General features: G+C 39.0%; 22 protein-coding genes. 17 read left to right on the forward strand and 5 right to left on the reverse strand.

Annotated elements, in window-relative coordinates:
* Positions 1–4 precede the first annotated feature (4 nt).
* From L1S31_RS11650 to L1S31_RS11705, 12 genes are all read left to right on the forward strand, one after another.
* Entirely contained in the window at positions 5–874 is an 870-nt protein-coding gene (locus tag L1S31_RS11650) for a DUF4249 family protein (RefSeq protein ID WP_236464915.1), read from the forward strand.
* Between the two features lie 70 nt (positions 875–944).
* Positions 945–1,607 (forward strand): thiamine diphosphokinase, encoded by a 663-nt coding sequence (locus L1S31_RS11655; protein ID WP_236464916.1) that lies wholly within the window; start codon positions 945–947, stop codon positions 1,605–1,607.
* Positions 1,608–1,621: 14 nt separating this feature from the next.
* Positions 1,622–2,203 (forward strand): GDP-mannose pyrophosphatase NudK, encoded by a 582-nt coding sequence (nudK, locus tag L1S31_RS11660; RefSeq protein WP_236464917.1) that lies wholly within the window; start codon positions 1,622–1,624, stop codon positions 2,201–2,203.
* A gap of 102 nt (positions 2,204–2,305) precedes the next feature.
* The gene (locus L1S31_RS11665; protein ID WP_236464918.1) at positions 2,306–2,728 is read left to right on the forward strand and encodes a thioredoxin family protein; all 423 of its coding nucleotides are present in this window, start codon (positions 2,306–2,308) and stop codon (positions 2,726–2,728) included.
* A 36-nt stretch (positions 2,729–2,764) separates the two neighbouring features.
* Positions 2,765–3,667 (forward strand): FAD:protein FMN transferase, encoded by a 903-nt coding sequence (locus L1S31_RS11670; RefSeq protein WP_236464919.1) that lies wholly within the window; start codon positions 2,765–2,767, stop codon positions 3,665–3,667.
* Complete coding sequence (locus tag L1S31_RS11675; RefSeq protein ID WP_236464920.1) at positions 3,664–3,870, forward strand: DUF4266 domain-containing protein; 207 nt, start codon at positions 3,664–3,666, stop codon at positions 3,868–3,870. The genes L1S31_RS11670 and L1S31_RS11675 overlap by 4 nt, the downstream gene beginning before the upstream one ends.
* A 14-nt stretch (positions 3,871–3,884) precedes the next feature.
* Entirely contained in the window at positions 3,885–5,087 is a 1,203-nt protein-coding gene (locus tag L1S31_RS11680) for a DUF3570 domain-containing protein (RefSeq protein WP_236464921.1), read from the forward strand.
* Positions 5,088–5,171: 84 nt separating this feature from the next.
* A complete protein-coding gene (uvrB, locus tag L1S31_RS11685) occupies positions 5,172–7,160 on the forward strand; it encodes an excinuclease ABC subunit UvrB (protein ID WP_236464922.1) in 1,989 nt (662 codons plus the stop codon).
* A gap of 3 nt (positions 7,161–7,163) precedes the next feature.
* Complete coding sequence (locus tag L1S31_RS11690) at positions 7,164–7,616, forward strand: hypothetical protein (protein WP_236464923.1); 453 nt, start codon at positions 7,164–7,166, stop codon at positions 7,614–7,616.
* 4 nt (positions 7,617–7,620) lie between these two features.
* Positions 7,621–7,800 carry a KOW motif-containing protein gene (locus L1S31_RS11695; protein WP_236464924.1) on the forward strand — a complete coding sequence of 60 codons (180 nt, stop codon included), beginning with the start codon at positions 7,621–7,623 and terminating at the stop codon, positions 7,798–7,800.
* A gap of 5 nt (positions 7,801–7,805) precedes the next feature.
* Positions 7,806–7,976 (forward strand): hypothetical protein, encoded by a 171-nt coding sequence (locus L1S31_RS11700; RefSeq protein ID WP_236464925.1) that lies wholly within the window; start codon positions 7,806–7,808, stop codon positions 7,974–7,976.
* A 1-nt stretch (position 7,977) separates the two neighbouring features.
* Positions 7,978–8,502 carry a GNAT family N-acetyltransferase gene (locus L1S31_RS11705; RefSeq protein ID WP_236464926.1) on the forward strand — a complete coding sequence of 175 codons (525 nt, stop codon included), beginning with the start codon at positions 7,978–7,980 and terminating at the stop codon, positions 8,500–8,502.
* Here the strand turns inward: L1S31_RS11705 and L1S31_RS11710 are convergent.
* The gene (locus L1S31_RS11710; RefSeq protein WP_236464927.1) at positions 8,499–8,900 is read right to left on the reverse strand and encodes an excinuclease ABC subunit B; all 402 of its coding nucleotides are present in this window, start codon (positions 8,898–8,900) and stop codon (positions 8,499–8,501) included. The two genes, L1S31_RS11705 and L1S31_RS11710, sit on opposite strands and share 4 nt — an antisense overlap.
* A 113-nt stretch (positions 8,901–9,013) precedes the next feature.
* Between L1S31_RS11710 and L1S31_RS11715 the strand changes: the two genes are divergently transcribed.
* The 4 genes from L1S31_RS11715 to L1S31_RS11730 all read left to right on the forward strand — a co-directional run bounded on the left by L1S31_RS11715 (position 9,014) and on the right by L1S31_RS11730 (position 12,026).
* Complete coding sequence (locus L1S31_RS11715; protein ID WP_236464928.1) at positions 9,014–9,514, forward strand: hypothetical protein; 501 nt, start codon at positions 9,014–9,016, stop codon at positions 9,512–9,514.
* Between the two features lie 18 nt (positions 9,515–9,532).
* Positions 9,533–10,333, forward strand: coding sequence for an alpha/beta hydrolase (locus L1S31_RS11720; protein WP_236464929.1), 801 nt, complete (start codon positions 9,533–9,535; stop codon positions 10,331–10,333).
* An 11-nt stretch (positions 10,334–10,344) separates the two neighbouring features.
* Positions 10,345–10,779, forward strand: coding sequence for a DUF1456 family protein (locus L1S31_RS11725; protein ID WP_236464930.1), 435 nt, complete (start codon positions 10,345–10,347; stop codon positions 10,777–10,779).
* Between the two features lie 68 nt (positions 10,780–10,847).
* A complete protein-coding gene (locus tag L1S31_RS11730) occupies positions 10,848–12,026 on the forward strand; it encodes a T9SS type A sorting domain-containing protein (RefSeq protein WP_236464931.1) in 1,179 nt (392 codons plus the stop codon).
* Position 12,027: 1 nt separating this feature from the next.
* Here the strand turns inward: L1S31_RS11730 and L1S31_RS11735 are convergent, their stop codons facing one another.
* The 4 genes from L1S31_RS11735 to L1S31_RS11750 form a co-directional block, all read right to left on the reverse strand.
* The gene (locus L1S31_RS11735; RefSeq protein ID WP_236464932.1) at positions 12,028–12,912 is read right to left on the reverse strand and encodes a bifunctional 5,10-methylenetetrahydrofolate dehydrogenase/5,10-methenyltetrahydrofolate cyclohydrolase; all 885 of its coding nucleotides are present in this window, start codon (positions 12,910–12,912) and stop codon (positions 12,028–12,030) included.
* A gap of 56 nt (positions 12,913–12,968) precedes the next feature.
* Positions 12,969–14,306 (reverse strand): signal recognition particle protein, encoded by a 1,338-nt coding sequence (gene ffh / locus L1S31_RS11740; RefSeq protein WP_236464933.1) that lies wholly within the window; start codon positions 14,304–14,306, stop codon positions 12,969–12,971.
* A 131-nt stretch (positions 14,307–14,437) separates the two neighbouring features.
* A complete protein-coding gene (locus L1S31_RS11745; protein WP_236464934.1) occupies positions 14,438–14,890 on the reverse strand; it encodes a hypothetical protein in 453 nt (150 codons plus the stop codon).
* 196 nt (positions 14,891–15,086) lie between these two features.
* Positions 15,087–16,127 carry a hypothetical protein gene (locus L1S31_RS11750; protein WP_236464935.1) on the reverse strand — a complete coding sequence of 347 codons (1,041 nt, stop codon included), beginning with the start codon at positions 16,125–16,127 and terminating at the stop codon, positions 15,087–15,089.
* Positions 16,128–16,220: 93 nt separating this feature from the next.
* Between L1S31_RS11750 and L1S31_RS11755 the strand changes: the two genes are divergently transcribed.
* On the forward strand, positions 16,221–16,742 hold the full coding sequence (locus L1S31_RS11755; protein ID WP_236464936.1) for an RNA polymerase sigma factor: 522 nt from the start codon (positions 16,221–16,223) through the stop codon (positions 16,740–16,742).
* The last annotated feature ends 14 nt before the right edge of the window (positions 16,743–16,756 follow it).

Consider the following 16,756-nt stretch of genomic DNA (forward strand, 5'->3'; position numbering starts at 1 on the left):
TATCATGAAATCTAGTATACAATATAATTCAAACAAAATAGCCATGAGTAAATCATTCCTATACATATTCTCAATTATTGCAATTGTTTTATTAACATTAACCAGCTGTGAAGAAGTGGTCCACGTCGATTTAGATACTGCAGCACCACGATTGGTAATCAATGGTTCGATCCAATGGCAGAAAGGAACTGCCGGAAACGAACAGAAAATAAAATTAACGACCACTACAGGTTTTTACGACCCGAATATCCCAACAGTTTCAGGAGCTGTGGTATTTGTAACCAATAGTGATAACGTAGCTTTCAATTTTACTGAGGAAGTACCCAATTCAGGAATTTACCTGTGTCATAACTTCATTCCCGAAATTGATGAAACTTATGTAATGACAGTTTCGCTAAACGGCGAAACCTACACGGCAACAGAAACCTTAAAAAGTGTGGCTCCGATTACGCATATCGAGCAAAACAATGAAGGCGGATTTAGTGGTGATGAAATCGAAATCAAAACCTATTACAACGATCCTGCTCTGGTAAACAATTATTACCTGTACAAATACAAAGCAAGCAGCCTGTCTATTCCGTACTTCGGAGTGGATGAAGATGAGTTTTTCCAAGGTAACGAGTTCTTCGCTTATTTTTCGCATGAAGATGTAAAAAGCGGTGACAACTTAGACATTACCATTTACGGTGTTTCCAAACGCTATTATGAATATATGAATAAGCTGATCCTTATTGCCGAAGGTGGTGGCGGTCCATTCTCTACTCCACCGGCAACTGTCCGCGGAAATATTATCAATCAGACAAATCAAAATAATTATGCTTTAGGTTATTTCAATGTATCTGAAACGGATTTTAGAAATTATCTAATACAATAATTTTGTGATTGGCGATGTACGGTTTACGAGACGGTTTATTTATATTTACCAATCGTAAATCGTATATCCAATGTCATCACACCACATCGTTCGCGACGACCAGGAACCAGCCTTGATTATTGCCAATGGTGAAGCCTGCAGCTCCGAATTATTAGGACAGCTTCTCGAATGGTCACCTCTGGTCATAGTTTTGGATTCTGCCATAGAACGGGTTCTCGAACTCGGAATAAAAGTTGATGTTTTACTGGGCGATTTCGACCGCGGTTTTGATGCCGGTCATTACAAGGAAAAACAATATCCTATCGAAATTATTCATACGCCAAATCAGGATAAAACCGATTTGGAAAAAGCCTTTGATTATCTTATCGAAAAAGGGCACAAAGCAGCCAATGTCATTTGGGCTACCGGAAGGCGTGCCGACCATACCATTACCAATCTTACCAACATCGTTGCCTATCGCAACAAATTGAAAATCGTCATCCTTGACGACCATTCCAAAGTGTATCTGCTTCCTCCAACTTTTGAGAAATGGTACACAGCCAATACCATCCTTTCCCTAATCCCTATCGGAAAAGTTACCGGCATCCATACTAAAAACCTTTTTTATTCGTTAACTAATGAAGATTTAACCATTGGTTACCGAACCGGAAGCAGCAACCACGTTACTGAAGACGGCATCGTTTCCATAACCCACAAAGACGGCGATTTATTGCTGATGGAATGCTGGGACTAACTTAATTTAATCAAATGATAAACCCTAAAATTGAAATCCTTAAGACTGAAGTGCTTTCGGATAATTGGTATATGCTCCGAAAAATCACTTATAATTATCAAAAAAAAGACGGCACTTGGGAAACGCAATCCCGAGAAGCCTACGATCGTGGAAATGGCGCCACAATTTTATTGTACAACAAAATCAACAAAACCATAATCCTGACAAGGCAGTTCAGGATGCCGACTTACCTTAACGGAAACGCAACCGGAATGCTGATTGAAGCCTGCGCCGGATTATTGGACAAGGACAACGCCGAAGAAGCCATCAGAAGGGAAACCGAAGAGGAAACGGGTTATAAGATTTCCTCAGTCCAAAAACTATTTGAAGTGTATATGTCGCCAGGTTCGGTAACCGAAATTGTGCATTTTTTTGCTGCCGAATACACGAAGGACATGAAGGTCGGCGAAGGTGGCGGCGTAGCAGGCGAACATGAAAATATTGAGGTGTTGGAATTTGATTTTGACAGCGCTTATGCGATGATTGCATCTGGCGAAATCAAAGACGCCAAAACAATCATGTTGTTGCAATATGCAAAAATCAGCAACCTGATTTAGAATCATGAAAAATTAACCAGTCTTAACGGAATCTTAAGCCCAAAAAAAGGAACTTCAAAATTAATATACTACTTTTATTCTAATGTTTTAATCATTTGTTTTATGAAATTTTCAGCATTTATCCTTTTCGTATTGCTAAGCTTGCCATTGCATTCACAACCGGCAGCAACATTAAATCAATCTTTGAGCAAAGCCAAAGAAGAACATAAAAAAGTATTGTTCTATTTCTCGGGTTCAGATTGGTGCTCCCCTTGCGTGAGGTTTAAGAAAAATTATATTGACAATCCAACTTTCAAAGATTTTTCAGAAAAAAATCTACTTTTATTTAATGCCGATTTTCCAAGACAGAAAAAGAACGCTTTACCAGCTGAACAAACATTGGAAAATGAAAGGCTTGCAGAAAAATATAATCCAAAAGGGCTTTTCCCTCTGATAATCCTTTTTAATGAAAACGGGAATATCATCAAAAAATGGGAAGAACTGCCATCTGAATCTGTTGAAGAATTTATCAGTCAATTGAAATAATTTTGCAATATGCATTTTAAGAAAAATATTCGGTTAATGGGGAATCAGTTTGAGTTCACGCTCATTGATGAAACTGAAGCCAATGCCGAAGCCCGTTTTGAAATTGCCATACAGGAAATAAAGAGAATTGAAGCGTTATTGACCACTTTCTCAGAAACCAGCATAACTTATAAAATAAATGAAAATGCCGGACTTACTCCGGTTGAGGTTGATGACGAAGTGTTCCAGTTGATTAAAAGATGCCAGTTTATTTCAAAGATAACGCAAGGAGCCTTCGACATCAGTTATGGAAGCCTCGATAAAAGATTTTGGAATTTTGATTTGAACATGACCTCGCTTCCCGAACCGGAAACAGCCAGGAAAACAGTGCAATTAATCAATTATGAGAATATCATATTAGATGAAAAACGCAAAACCATTTTTCTGAAAAACAAAGGAATGCGGATTGGTTTTGGCGGAATTGGCAAAGGTTATGCCGCCGAAATGGCCAAAAAAAAACTGATTGAAAATAATGTCTTAAACGGTATTGTCAATGCTTCCGGAGATTTGACTGCCTGGGGATTCCAGGAAAATGGTAACGCCTGGACTATTGGTGTTGCCGATCCCAATCAAAGAAATTCGCTCTTTTCATCATTTAAGATTACAGATAAGGCCGTTGCAACCTCGGGAAACTACGAAAAGTTTGTAATGATAAATAACAAACGCTATTCGCATACCATAGATCCTAAAACAGGTTATCCGATATCGGGAATAAAAAGTGTCACGATCCTGGCGGAAAATGCAGAGATTGCCGATGCTTTGGCAACTCCGGTAACCGTAATGGGCATAGATGTCGGAATGGATTTTATTAACCAGTTAAAAACAATAGGATGCATCATCATTGATGATAACGACAAAACCTATTTTTCAAAAAATATAACAATAAACCAAACGCTATGAAAAAACTCATGATTGCCCTTGCTCTGTTTTCCCTTTGCGCCTGTACTTCGGTAAAGGAATACCAGAAATCAAAAATCAACGATGCCGAAATGGCGCTTACCGCCAAAAAAACAGAGAAATTTGAAAACACCTTCCAGCTTTACAGGGAAGCCAGTTCAGGAGCCAACGGTGGAAAAACCGGAGGTGGATGTGGTTGTAATTAAAAGTCAGCAAAAAAATGAAAAAAAGGATTATTACAGCCGCATGTTTAGCTTTTTTGTTTGCACACCAAAGCAAGGCCCAAACGGATAGTGTTGCGACAAATTATAAAAAACAAAAATTAAAAATTGAGGAAATCAATTTTATCTCAAGCTACTACACCCAGGACGGAAACCATTCAGCAGTAACTGGTGGAGAAGGAACGGAAAAGCTTACAGATATTGCAGCCAACTTTGAGATTATATTGTCCAAAAAAAACAAAGACAACAATACACATCGCCTGGATTTAAATCTCGGTATCGACAGTTATACATCTGCTTCTTCGGATAAAATCGACCCTAGTTCGGTGAGTTCAGCTTCTTATCAGGATATCCGCATTTATCCTTCGGCAAATTACAGTTTTGAAAACGAAAAAAAGAAAACGATTTATAACGGAGGTGTTTCCTTCTCAGCAGAATTCGATTACACCTCAATAGGTGCTAATGTTGGGTTTACCAAAACTTCAAAGGATAATAACAGGGAGTTTTCAGTCAAGGGAATGGCATTTTTCGACACCTGGAAAGTCATCCTGCCCATCGAACTCAGGGATAACCCTTCTGATAATGATGCCAAACATTTAGATACCAAACCTAGGAATTCTTATAATCTTGGCTTCACCTTATCGCAGGTAATCAACAAAAATTTCCAAATTGCATTTCTGGCCGATATTGGCTACCAGGAAGGATTATTGGCAACAAAATTCAACCGCGTTTATTTTGAAGATCTTTCAGTCCGTTCTGAAAAACTTCCGGACACACGCTTTAAAATTCCTGTTGGAATCAGAGCAAATTATTTCCTAAACGACAAAATCGTATTAAGAACCTTTTACAGGTATTATTACGACAATTGGAATATAAACTCACACACTATAAGTTTTGAGCCCAGTTATAAGCTGACTCCATTCTCAACCTTATCAATTCCATACCGATTTTATCATCAGAGCCAGGCAAAATATTTTGATGCAAAAAACCAGCACCGACTCGCAGATGATTATTACACCAGCGATTATGATTTATCAAAATTCTCCAGCAATATGATTGGCTTGGAATACCATCTCGTAGACAGCGACAAAGGCATTTTTAATATCAAAAGAATTCACAGCCTTGACCTTAGATACGGATTCTACACAAGGAATGACGGATTGGATTCCCATATTATTACGTTGGCATTACAGTTCAAGTAAGTCAGGATTTTATACAAAGCCAAAGTTAAAAGTATTGAAATTTGTACTTTTAACTTTGTAACTTTGTAGCTAAGCCAATCAAAAATGAAATTCCAAGTCGTATCCGATTATAAACCTACAGGTGACCAACCGCAAGCCATTGAGAAACTCTCTGCCGGAATTATCAATGGTGAAAAATACCAAACACTGCTTGGGGTTACAGGCTCCGGAAAGACCTTTACCGTTGCCAATGTCGTACAGAATGTCGACAAACCTACTTTGGTTTTAGCGCACAACAAGACTTTGGCAGCCCAATTATACTCTGAGTTCAAACAGTTTTTTCCAAACAATTCGGTGCAGTATTTTGTTTCGTATTACGACTATTACCAACCCGAAGCGTTTATCCCGGTTACGGGAACGTATATCGAAAAAGATTTATCCATCAATGAGGAATTGGAAAAACTTCGTTTGAGTACCACTTCTGCCTTGCTTTCAGGACGCCGCGACATTATTGTGGTTTCTTCGGTTTCGTGTTTGTACGGAATTGGAAACCCGGTGGAATTCCAGAAAAATGTGGTTTCGATTGCCAAAAACGAAATCATTTCGCGAACCAAATTATTACACCGATTGGTACAAAGTTTATACTCAAGGACCGAAGCCGATTTTACTCCGGGAACCTTCCGGATTAAAGGCGATACTGTGGATGTTTTTCCTAGTTATGGTGATGAACCCTACCGGATTCATTTTTTTGGAGATGAGATCGAAGACATCGAAGCATTCGATAAAAAGACCTCAAAGGTTTTAGAAAAATACAATAAACTGAATATCTATCCCGCCAATATGTTTGTCACTTCTCCCGAAGTTTTGCAATCCGCAATTTGGGACATTCAACAGGATTTGGTCAAACAAGTCGATTATTTTAAGGAAATCGGAAAACATCTTGAAGCAAAACGTTTGGAAGAACGTACCAATTTCGATTTGGAAATGATACGCGAATTGGGCTATTGCTCGGGAATTGAAAATTACTCGCGCTATCTTGACCGACGTCTTCCGGGAACACGGCCATTCTGCCTTTTGGATTACTTCCCAAAAGATTACCTGATGGTTGTGGACGAAAGCCACGTTACCATTTCACAGGTCCATGCGATGTATGGCGGCGACAGGAGCAGAAAGGAAAATTTAGTTGAATATGGTTTCCGATTACCAGCCGCGATGGACAACCGTCCGTTGAAATTTGAGGAATTCGAAGGCATGCAGAACCAGGTGATTTATGTTTCGGCAACACCCGCTGATTATGAACTCGAAAAAAGCGAAGGGATTTATGTGGAACAGGTTATCCGGCCAACAGGATTGTTGGACCCAATCATAGAAGTACGCCCGAGTTTAAACCAAATTGACGATTTGATTGAGGAAATCCAGGTACGCTGTGAAGCCGACGAACGTGTTTTGGTTACAACCTTAACCAAACGTATGGCAGAAGAACTGACTAAATATTTGACAAAAGTTTCGATTCGCTGTCGTTACATCCATTCTGATGTGGATACTTTGGAACGTGTAGAAATCATGCAGGATTTACGTAAAGGTCTGTTTGACGTTTTGATTGGCGTTAACTTACTGCGTGAAGGTTTGGATTTACCCGAAGTGTCTTTGGTTGCCATTTTGGATGCCGACAAGGAAGGTTTCCTTCGAAGCCATCGTTCCTTGGTGCAGACTGTAGGAAGAGCTGCAAGGAATGTAAACGGAAAGGCAATCATGTATGCAGATAAGATAACGGCTTCGATGCAAAAAACGATTGATGATACGAATTACCGTCGCGAAAAGCAAATGGCTTATAATACAGAACACAAATTGGAACCAAAAGCGTTGAACAAAAGTTTGGGAAGTGCCTTGGGGAACAATTCGGTTTCTACACAATATTTTGAAGATAAAATCGCAAAAGCGGCTGAGCCCGAAAGCCTGTATTTATCCAAACCTGAAATTGAAAAGAAAATCCGTGATGCCCGAAAAGCAATGGAAAAGGCAGCAAAGGAACTCGACTTTATACAGGCGGCAAAACTACGTGATGAAATAAAGGTTTTACAGGAAAAGATTTAATTTATGGCTATTATCTGGAAAAAAGGACGCGGGAAATTGGGTGTTTTTGACCCATTGATTGGAAAATGGATTTGCAACAAAGGCAGCAAAGACCGAATGAATCCCGAATGCACAAGAACATTCCGATACGATCTTGGCAACAATTATATTATTGAAGAAGTGAGCTGGAACCTTGGCGATAAAAATTACGACGACCATACAGTTATTGGGTTGGACAGTTCAAAAGTGATTACGTTTTGGTCTTTTACTTCGGATGGAAAAAATTCGACCGGGCAATTTGCCGATGTGAGTGATATCCACCAACAGGCAATCGGATTTGAAGCTACAATGCCTGCAGGAATTGCAAGACAGGTTTTCTGGCCTGATGAAAACGAAGGTTTTCACTGGGTTGTAGAATCCAAAACAAAAAAGGGCTGGAACCGGTTTGTACACCAACATTATACACCGATGCAATAGGATTATGGAAAAACAAAATCTCAAAGATGGCGAAAATTGCACCGTAATTGGTGGAACCCATAAAGGAAAATCAGGGACAATCGCCGATATTAACACCAGTAAAACAGGGCATATTACCATTACGGTGGTACAAAGGGATGGAACCCGTTTTAAAACCTTGGGCAAAAATGTCATCACAAATTAATTTATATGAATAAAAAAACATTACTCATTGTACTAACCATACTCAATTTTGTGGTTTTGCTTGGGCAGTTGTGGCCTGAAGAAGCACCACCCTTCGCATCGACAGTTAACATTCTTTTCCTGGTTTTTAGCCTGCTGTTCTTTATTGGCGAATTGGTAAGAAAACCAAAGCAATAGTATGGATGCAACGCAATTTATAATCCGGAACGCTAAACCTGAAGAGTTTGAGGCTATAGGAAAACTAATGGTAGCGGTGTATTCCCAACTTGAGGGCTTTCCGAAACCATTAGAGCAACCCGCTTATTATAATTTGCTTTTAAATATTGGCGATTTTACCCACAAACCCAGTACCGAACTTTTAGTCGCTGTTACTTCCGAAAATGTTTTGCTTGGCGGAGTTGTTTATTTTGGCGACATGCAATACTATGGTTCAGGCGGAACTGCAACACAGGAAAAAAATGCTGCCGGATTCCGGTTGTTGGCAGTAAGTCCGGATGCCCGAGGAATGGGAATAGGAAAACTACTGACTGAAGCCTGCATTCAAAAAGCGAAAGAAAGCAAGCTTTCACAAATGATTATCCACAGCACCAAAGCCATGCAGACTGCCTGGAAAATGTATGAGAATATGGGTTTTAAAAGAGCTGAAGATTTGGATTTCCTTCAGGGCGAACTTCCTGTTTTTGGATTCAGGCTGTATTTTTAATTCAGTTGTTCCTGGAAGACTTCCAATAAAAATTCGGCAGGAATCATTTTGGTTGGCGAAGCTTCCATAGCCTTCAGCACGCGTTTGATTGCATGGGGATTCAGTCCCATATTGATTCCAATTTCATGGATCTTATTCTGCTCGCGTTCGTGCAAAACACCATCACAGTGCATCAGTAAGGCCAAACGGTAAAATTGCTGGATGCGTTCGAATTCAGATTTAATGACAACCGGATATTCTTCCTGATGGAACAAGCTTTTAAATTCTTCCTTTTCCACCTGAAGTTCTTCTGCTATCATCTTGAGGAAAAGGTATTCCCGTTCGTGCAATTTTCCATCAATGACAGAAAAAGCAATCATTTCAGACAATAGAGCGAGTTTTTCCTGGTATTTGTTCATCAAATATTTTTTTTTTAGCTAAAATATAATTTTTATGAATATGATAATCATTTATTTTTTAACATTGATACTGAGCAATTTTATATAATTTTACTCCCTTAATCTGAATCATTATGAAGGTTTTCAAAATATTTCTTTTTGCTTTAATGCTTTCTTCCTGCAGCGTTTTTTCGCAGTACTACAATAATGGCTACGGCACTGATTACCGTCGTTATAGTTTAGACCGTAGCATGACTGGAATGGATAACAAACAGAAAGAACCTTCGCCAGAGGAAATCGAAAAAATGCGTTCGGAGCAGATTGACAAGTACATGGTTATCATGAAAGAAAAGCTGATGCTTGACGAATTGCAGTTTATTGCAATCAAGAATGAAATCACAAGCAACAGTAAAAATGTTGACATTGTGATGAAAAAGGAAAGTTCACAGGAAGAAAAAAATACGGAATCCAAAGCACTTCTTGACAAAATGGACATTCGCATTAAATCCTATCTGAATAAAACCCAAAAAGAAAAATACGATGTTTTCCTTGAAGAAATGAAAAACAACAAGAACATCAGGAAGGACAAAAAAGATAAAAAAAGTAAAAAGGAAGACAAACCAAGTGACGAATAATCTTAATCAGGATCTATTTTGAAATATTTTTTCAGCCTTCTTACGCTATTCATCCTTAGCAGCCTTAATGCCCAGCAAAGTACTACAGGCAAACAGGTTTCGACTTTCTCTATTGAAGCGCCACAACTAAAATCAAGCAAAAAAATCTGGGTTTACCTCCCAAAAGGGTATTCCACTTCGTCAAAAAGGTATCCTGTCATTTACATGCATGATGCCCAAAATCTGTTTGATGCCAAAACATCTTACGTAGGTGAATGGAATGTTGATGAAACCCTTGACAGCATTAATGCCAAAGTTATCGTCATCGGGATTGAACATGGCGGTGACAAGCGGATTGAAGAATTAACGCCTTTCAGGCATGAAAAATATGGCGGTGGCAAAGCTGATGATTATCTCGATTTCATTGTCAACACCCTAAAACCTAAAGTGGATGCCACATACAGGACCAAAACCGATGCAAAAAACACCGCAATTTTTGGCAGTTCATTGGGTGGATTGGTTTCGTTTTATGCAGCAATAAAATACCCAACTGTTTTTGGAAAAGTGGGTTGTTTTTCGCCTTCCTTTTGGTTTGGCAGAAATGATATGAACGAATTATTGGCTAAAACCAAAGACTTCGATGCCAAAGTATATTTCTTATGCGGTGATAATGAAGGCGATGGAGATGTGATTCCCGACATGAGGAATGTAGAACATTGGGTTAATACCAAACGCTGTCCCTGCAAGAAACTCAATAAGGAGGTAATCGTAAAAGGCGGACAGCACAATGAAAAATTGTGGAGGGAAAGCTTTAAAAAGGCGTACCTTTGGCTATTCTAAAAAAGCAAGCTATGAATAACAACGATATATTTAAAAAACTCCGTGTTGCACTGCAATTGCGTGATGACCAAATTGTAGAGATTATGAAATTGGTCGATTTTCGGATTTCAGCAGCGGAACTTGGTGCTTTTTTTAGAAATGCCGATCATCCAAAATATATGGATTGTGGCGACCAAGTGTTGCGTAATTTCCTAAACGGATTGGTAATCCATTTACGTGGTACGAAAGAGGAACCAAAAAATGCCATGGATGTGATTAAGCAAAACCAGGAAGCTGTTAAAAAGAACATCAGTGCAAAACCAAAAACTGAATTAAAGTCGAAGACAGAATTCAAGCCAAAAACAGAAACCAAAAAAAAGCCATTCAACCCAAAGGATAAAAAACCTGTACAAAAAGTGCAGATTGTTGAAAAGGTGCAATACAAAAACGGCAAAAACAAAAAGTAATCCCAAACAATCTGATTAAAATGTAATTAGTAAAGATATTTTTATATTTTTATCGCAAATCTGTGATAATGAACAAAAAAATACTCTCGCTGCTAATAATGGTTCCTATGTTGATGTTTTCTCAGGACCAGGACATGAATGGAAATTTCATTCAGAATGGGAATCTTTCCAAAAACAACATCCAACAAAATTATGCGCCTCTTTCGGTAGATGCTTTCGAAAATCAAAGGGCATTGACCGAATTGAATACGAACAATATGGCGGAAGCCTATCCTTGGATTTCCCCGGACGGATTAAGATTGTATTTCACTCAAGGCCTTTCTAATACCGCTACCCTAAAGTTTACAAGCAGGCCGAATGTATTGAGTAATTTTGCAACACCGGTTGCGGTTGGTATAAATTATCCCGTGGGCTTTGACTGGATAAGATCGGGTTGGTTATCTCCAGACGAATTAGACATTTACATTTCAGCTGTAGGGGAAGATGTGGTATACTACAGCCATAGATCCTCTGCATCAGGGACCTTTACATCGCTTACACCATTAACCCTGAATGGTGCGCCTTCGATGACCTTTAGTTCCGGAGCATTTTTGGATAGTACACTGAATAATCTTTATTTGTTTGCAAACCTAACCGCTGGCGGAAGGGGGCTGCTCAAATTCACAAGAACCTCTACAACGGCGTTCAATTATGTTGGAATACTGGAATCAACTTCACCCTACACAATTCAGCCCGGCCAGTTTTCGAAAGACGACCTGACTTTTGTGTTTGCGGCAAACTATGCGAGCAATGATTTCAGATTGTCACAACTGGCACGCACCTCTACGGGTACTGACTTTGCCCTAACCACTTTTTCGGAATTACAAGGTGTGAACAATCTAAGGCCAATAAATTCTCAGCCTACAGTATCCAACAATATGGAATGGATTGTTTTTGTAAAAAATACCACTGGTCTTTGGGACGATAATGATTTATACATTGCTCACAATGATGCAATTCCATTAGGTAACAGCGAATATACAATGCACAATCTCTCTATTTATCCGAATCCGTCAAATGGAAAATTCAACATCCAGTTTACGCAGCCGGAAAATGGTATGATGGAAGTCTACAATGCTATCGGCCAAAAAATCATCGAACAGGAATTCCGCAGCGAATTAGATCTTTCGGGATATTCCAAAGGCGTTTACCTGCTAAAATTCACTGCAGGAAATTATTCAACCACCAAGAAAGTTGTTGTAGAATAATCTAGCTTTTCAATCGTTTCTGTTCTCGTGCCAACAAAGTATTTTTGAGCAGCATTGCAATGGTCATTGGTCCTACTCCACCTGGAACCGGAGTGATGTGTGATGCTTTTTTGGAAACATTTTCAAAATCTACGTCACCTGTAATGCGGTAACCTCTGGCATCGTTTTCATCGGCTACACGTGTAATTCCAACATCAATGACTACGGCTCCGTCTTTTACCATTTCGGCTTTCAGGTAATTGGGTACACCCAAAGCAGTGATGATGATATCTGCCTGTGTTGTTATTTGGGCAATGTTTTTGGTGTAACTGTGTGTAAGCGTTACTGTTGAATTTCCGGGAAAACCTTTTCTACCCATTAAGATGCTCATAGGCCTTCCAACAATATGGCTTCTGCCAATGACAACGGTGTGCTTCCCTTTGGTTTCTACATTATAGCGTTCCAATAATTCCAAAATCCCGAAAGGTGTAGCCGGTATGAAAGTCGTCATATCCAACGCCATCTTTCCGAAATTTTCCGGGTGAAAACCATCAACATCCTTGCTTGGGTCAATTGCCATCAATACTTTCTGGGTATCAATCTGATCGGGCAACGGAAGTTGGACAATGAATCCATCGATGTCGTCATTTTCATTAAGTTCCGCAATTTTTTTGAGCAGTTCGGTTTCAGAAGTAGTGCTTGGCATTTTGATCAAAGTCGATTCAAAACCAACCAATTCGCAGGCTTTTACTTTGCTTCCAACATAGGTTAAACTTGCGCCATCATTCCCTACAATTACGGCCGCCAGATGAGGGACTTTTTCGTTGTCTGCCTTCATCTTCTTAACCTCAGCTGTGATTTCAGCTTTGATGTCATTCGAAGTTTTTTTCCCGTCTAATAATTTCATGTTTGTGTTGTTGTAGTTTATAAAAAAAGACGCGATTCCTCGCGCCTTTACTATTCTTATCTCATGCCGCCTGCGCCGCCCATCATCTTCATCAGGTTCTTCGCTCCGCCACCCTGCATCATTTTCATCATCTTGCTCATTTGGTCGAATTGTTTCATCAGCTGATTCACTTCCTCTATTTTCCTTCCCGAACCTTTAGCGATCCTGGTTTTTCTTTTCATATCAATGATTGATGGTTTGCTTCTTTCCTTTGGTGTCATCGAGTAAATAATTGCTTCAATGTGTTTGAAAGCATCATCTTCAATCTCTACATCCTTCAAAGCTTTACCTGCTCCGGGAATCATCCCGACAAGGTCTTTCATGTTACCCATCTTTTTCACCTGCTGGATCTGCGTTAGGAAATCATCAAAACCAAATTCGTTTTTAGCGATTTTCTTTTGGATTTTTCTTGCTTCTTCTTCGTCATATTGCTCCTGAGCTCTTTCTACTAAGGAAACAACGTCACCCATTCCGAGGATTCTTTCCGCCATACGCGACGGATAGAACACATCAATGGCTTCCATTTTCTCTCCTGTTCCTATGAATTTGATAGGTTTGTCTACAACCGATTTAATCGAAATTGCAGCTCCACCACGGGTATCACCATCTAATTTGGTTAAAATAACTCCGTCAAAATTCAATCGGTCGTTGAATGCTTTTGCAGTATTCACAGCATCCTGCCCTGTCATTGCGTCTACAACAAACAAGGTTTCCTGTGGTTTGATAGCCGCATGAACATTGGCAATCTCGTTCATCATTTCTTCGTCAATTGCCAAACGACCGGCCGTATCGACAATGACAACATTGAATCCTTTTGATTTTGCGTATTGGATTGCATTTTGTGCAATGCTTACTGCATTTTTATTTTCCGGTTCTGAATAAACTTCAACTCCTATTTGATCTCCAACTACATGCAGCTGGTTAATCGCCGCAGGACGATAGATATCACAGGCAACCAAAAGAGGCTTTTTATTTTTCTTGGTTTTTAGGTAATTGGCCAACTTTCCTGAGAAAGTGGTTTTACCGGAACCTTGTAAACCCGACATCAAAATTACGGTTGGATTTCCGGAAAGATTGATTCCTGTTGCATCACCACCCATTAATTCGGTTAATTCATCTTTTACGATTTTAACCAATAACTGCCCCGGTTGTAATGTCGTCAATACATTTTCACCAATGGCTTTTTCCTTAACTTTTGTGGTAAAATCCTTTGCGATTTTAAAATTAACATCGGCGTCAAGCAAGGCACGACGGACTTCCTTCAAAGTTTCGGCTACATTGACTTCGGTAATTTTCCCGTGTCCTTTCAGGATGTGGAATGCTTTATCTAGTTTATCACTTAAATTATTGAACATGATGGTATGCTTGTTTTTTTATGAAGTGCAAATTTAAGGATTTGATTTCGAACTTCTATGATTGAACAAATAAAAAAACCACCCTTTTTATCGGGTGGTTTTCAGGCATATTAACAATATTAAACAAAAACTCAGTTTTTCGTGAAGACCAAAGTATCGGTTCCACCATTTCCGCCACTGACATGCCTCAATGAAATGGTAGTTGAAGAATAGGAAACGATGTGCCAGTCTTCTGTTAAATCGGCAAAATCAGCCGGAGAAGTAAATAAAATATTAAAATCTACATCCCCACTCGGATTATCATCATTGCTGTCGTCAGTTGTAACAGTCCAGGAACCAGAATAGGTGTTGGTTCCGTTGGTTGCGGTCAGGACATTTCCTGCGGCAAACGTAAAATTGTAACCCGTAAAATGATTGGTTTCATCATTCCCGGAATCAATAAAACTGGTAATCTTCCAGGTTCCTGCCGTAGCGGCGTTGATCACCTGTGTTGGATTTGTGGAGGAATTGTCATCAGACGAACTGCATTTTACATTCAGTAATAAAAGACAGATTAAGGACGGAATTAAAAACAATTTTTTCATAGCTAAAGGTTTATGTAAGTATTAATATTTAAAAAATTTATGATGAACCAGAGTATACAAATAATGAAAATCCATATCAAAAGCTGGTTCAGGAAATAGTGAATCCTGGATGTCTGCTTTGACGGAAAGCCATGCAACCTCTCTTTACCTTCATTTTCATGGGTAAACATTTTTTTGTGTAAAAGTTTCATGATTGCTATTGATTTTTAGTAAAAGTCAGATAGTCATTATTATTGCTGTTCTGTTTTTTGAGCTTAATGACGGTATCACTATACTCAACAACCCTCCAATTCGTTTCAATGTCATGCAAATCAGAACCATCAAAATTGAGGCTCAGCCGCTGAAAACCATTATCATCGTTTATATCCCAGTCACCTTGAGTGGTAATGGAATTTTTTTGTGCAGTAACGGTTCCGTTACCGTTATAATCAAAATCGTATCCCTGATAATAAGCTGTTTTATCAACTCCATAATACAAACAATAGGTAATATGCCAATTGTTATTAACCAAAAGCTGATTCAGATCCATTGGGGAATTTCCTCCCATATCTTCACATTCGTCAATAGAATTTTCAATAAAATCCATCAGTTCGGCATTGGAGTTGAGAACGATGGTTTGCGAATTTGCATCGATTGCAGAAATAGGATAATCAATGCCTACATAAGTGCTGTTATTAAGATTCGCAAGGAAATTAAAAAGATTGCTGTTCCCTTCCATCGTAAAGGTATTGGCAATTTGATTATCCGTATCGTAAACATTAACCCTAATTGGATAAACCAATGATATGCAGGCTATTTCATCAAAATGATCGTCTTCTCCACAGCCCTGGATGGCATCGTGCATCTGAGTGTAATTGTAAACGGTTTGAGTGGAATAATTCTGGAATTCAATCACCATTGGAAAATGACAATGTACAATATCGTCGTCTGTAGGGTAAGCATCAATCGCATCCTGAACCAATTGGTAATCTGCCGAAGTATTCACCGTAATATCATTACCATTTACTGTGACTGTAGCCGGCAATTGCATCTTAATCATGCTTGAATTATCCAATACATTGTCAAGGGCTGTCGGATTTTGAGAAGTCCTTGATAAAAGGCCTGCGATTGGTGAGCTTTTCAGGAAAGCATTTGTATCTTGCTGCGTAACGCTGTTTTCTTCTATTTGGCAGGCTGCCAAAAGAAAAAATACAAAGATCGTAATTAAGTATCGCAATGTTTTCATGAGTTGTATCATGTTGGTTTGATTTAAAAACAGACAATTATTTTTTTACCCTACTTTACTTGAAAAAAATAATTATTTTTACCCAAGGCTAAGGTAATAAATTGTATGTCAAAAGAAGAATTATTGGGTATTTGTAGGGAAAGTATTTTTTCAGGTTTTTTTAAAAGCCATGCCAAAGGTTTACGCAATTATCTTTATTACAAATTTGGAAACGAAAACCAGGCAGAGGACATTACACAGGAAGCCTTCATAAAATTGTGGCAGAATTGTGCCGATGTTCCTATTGAAAAAGCCAAATCCTATATTTATACCATTGCCAATAATGCTTCGTTAAATGTCATAGCCCATCAGAAAGTGGTTCTGAATTATGCCAAAAGTGCTGCAAAAAAAGAGAGCACCAATGAAAGCCCCGAATTTTTGCTTGAAGAAGACGAATTCAAAACCAAACTATTATCTGCCATTCAGAACCTAAACGAAACCCAGCGTGTTGCCTTTTTGATGCACCGCATTGACGGTAAGAAATATGCTGAAATTGCTGCCGAACTGGAGATTTCGGTAAAGGCTGTCGAAAAACGCATCCATTTGGCCTTGGTGGAGTTACGCAAGGAGTTTGACCACTTTAAGTAGGGTATAATAAGGTA

The sequence above is a fragment of the Flavobacterium wongokense genome, assembly GCF_021608265.1.
GTDB classification, from domain to species: Bacteria; Bacteroidota; Bacteroidia; order Flavobacteriales; family Flavobacteriaceae; genus Flavobacterium; species Flavobacterium wongokense.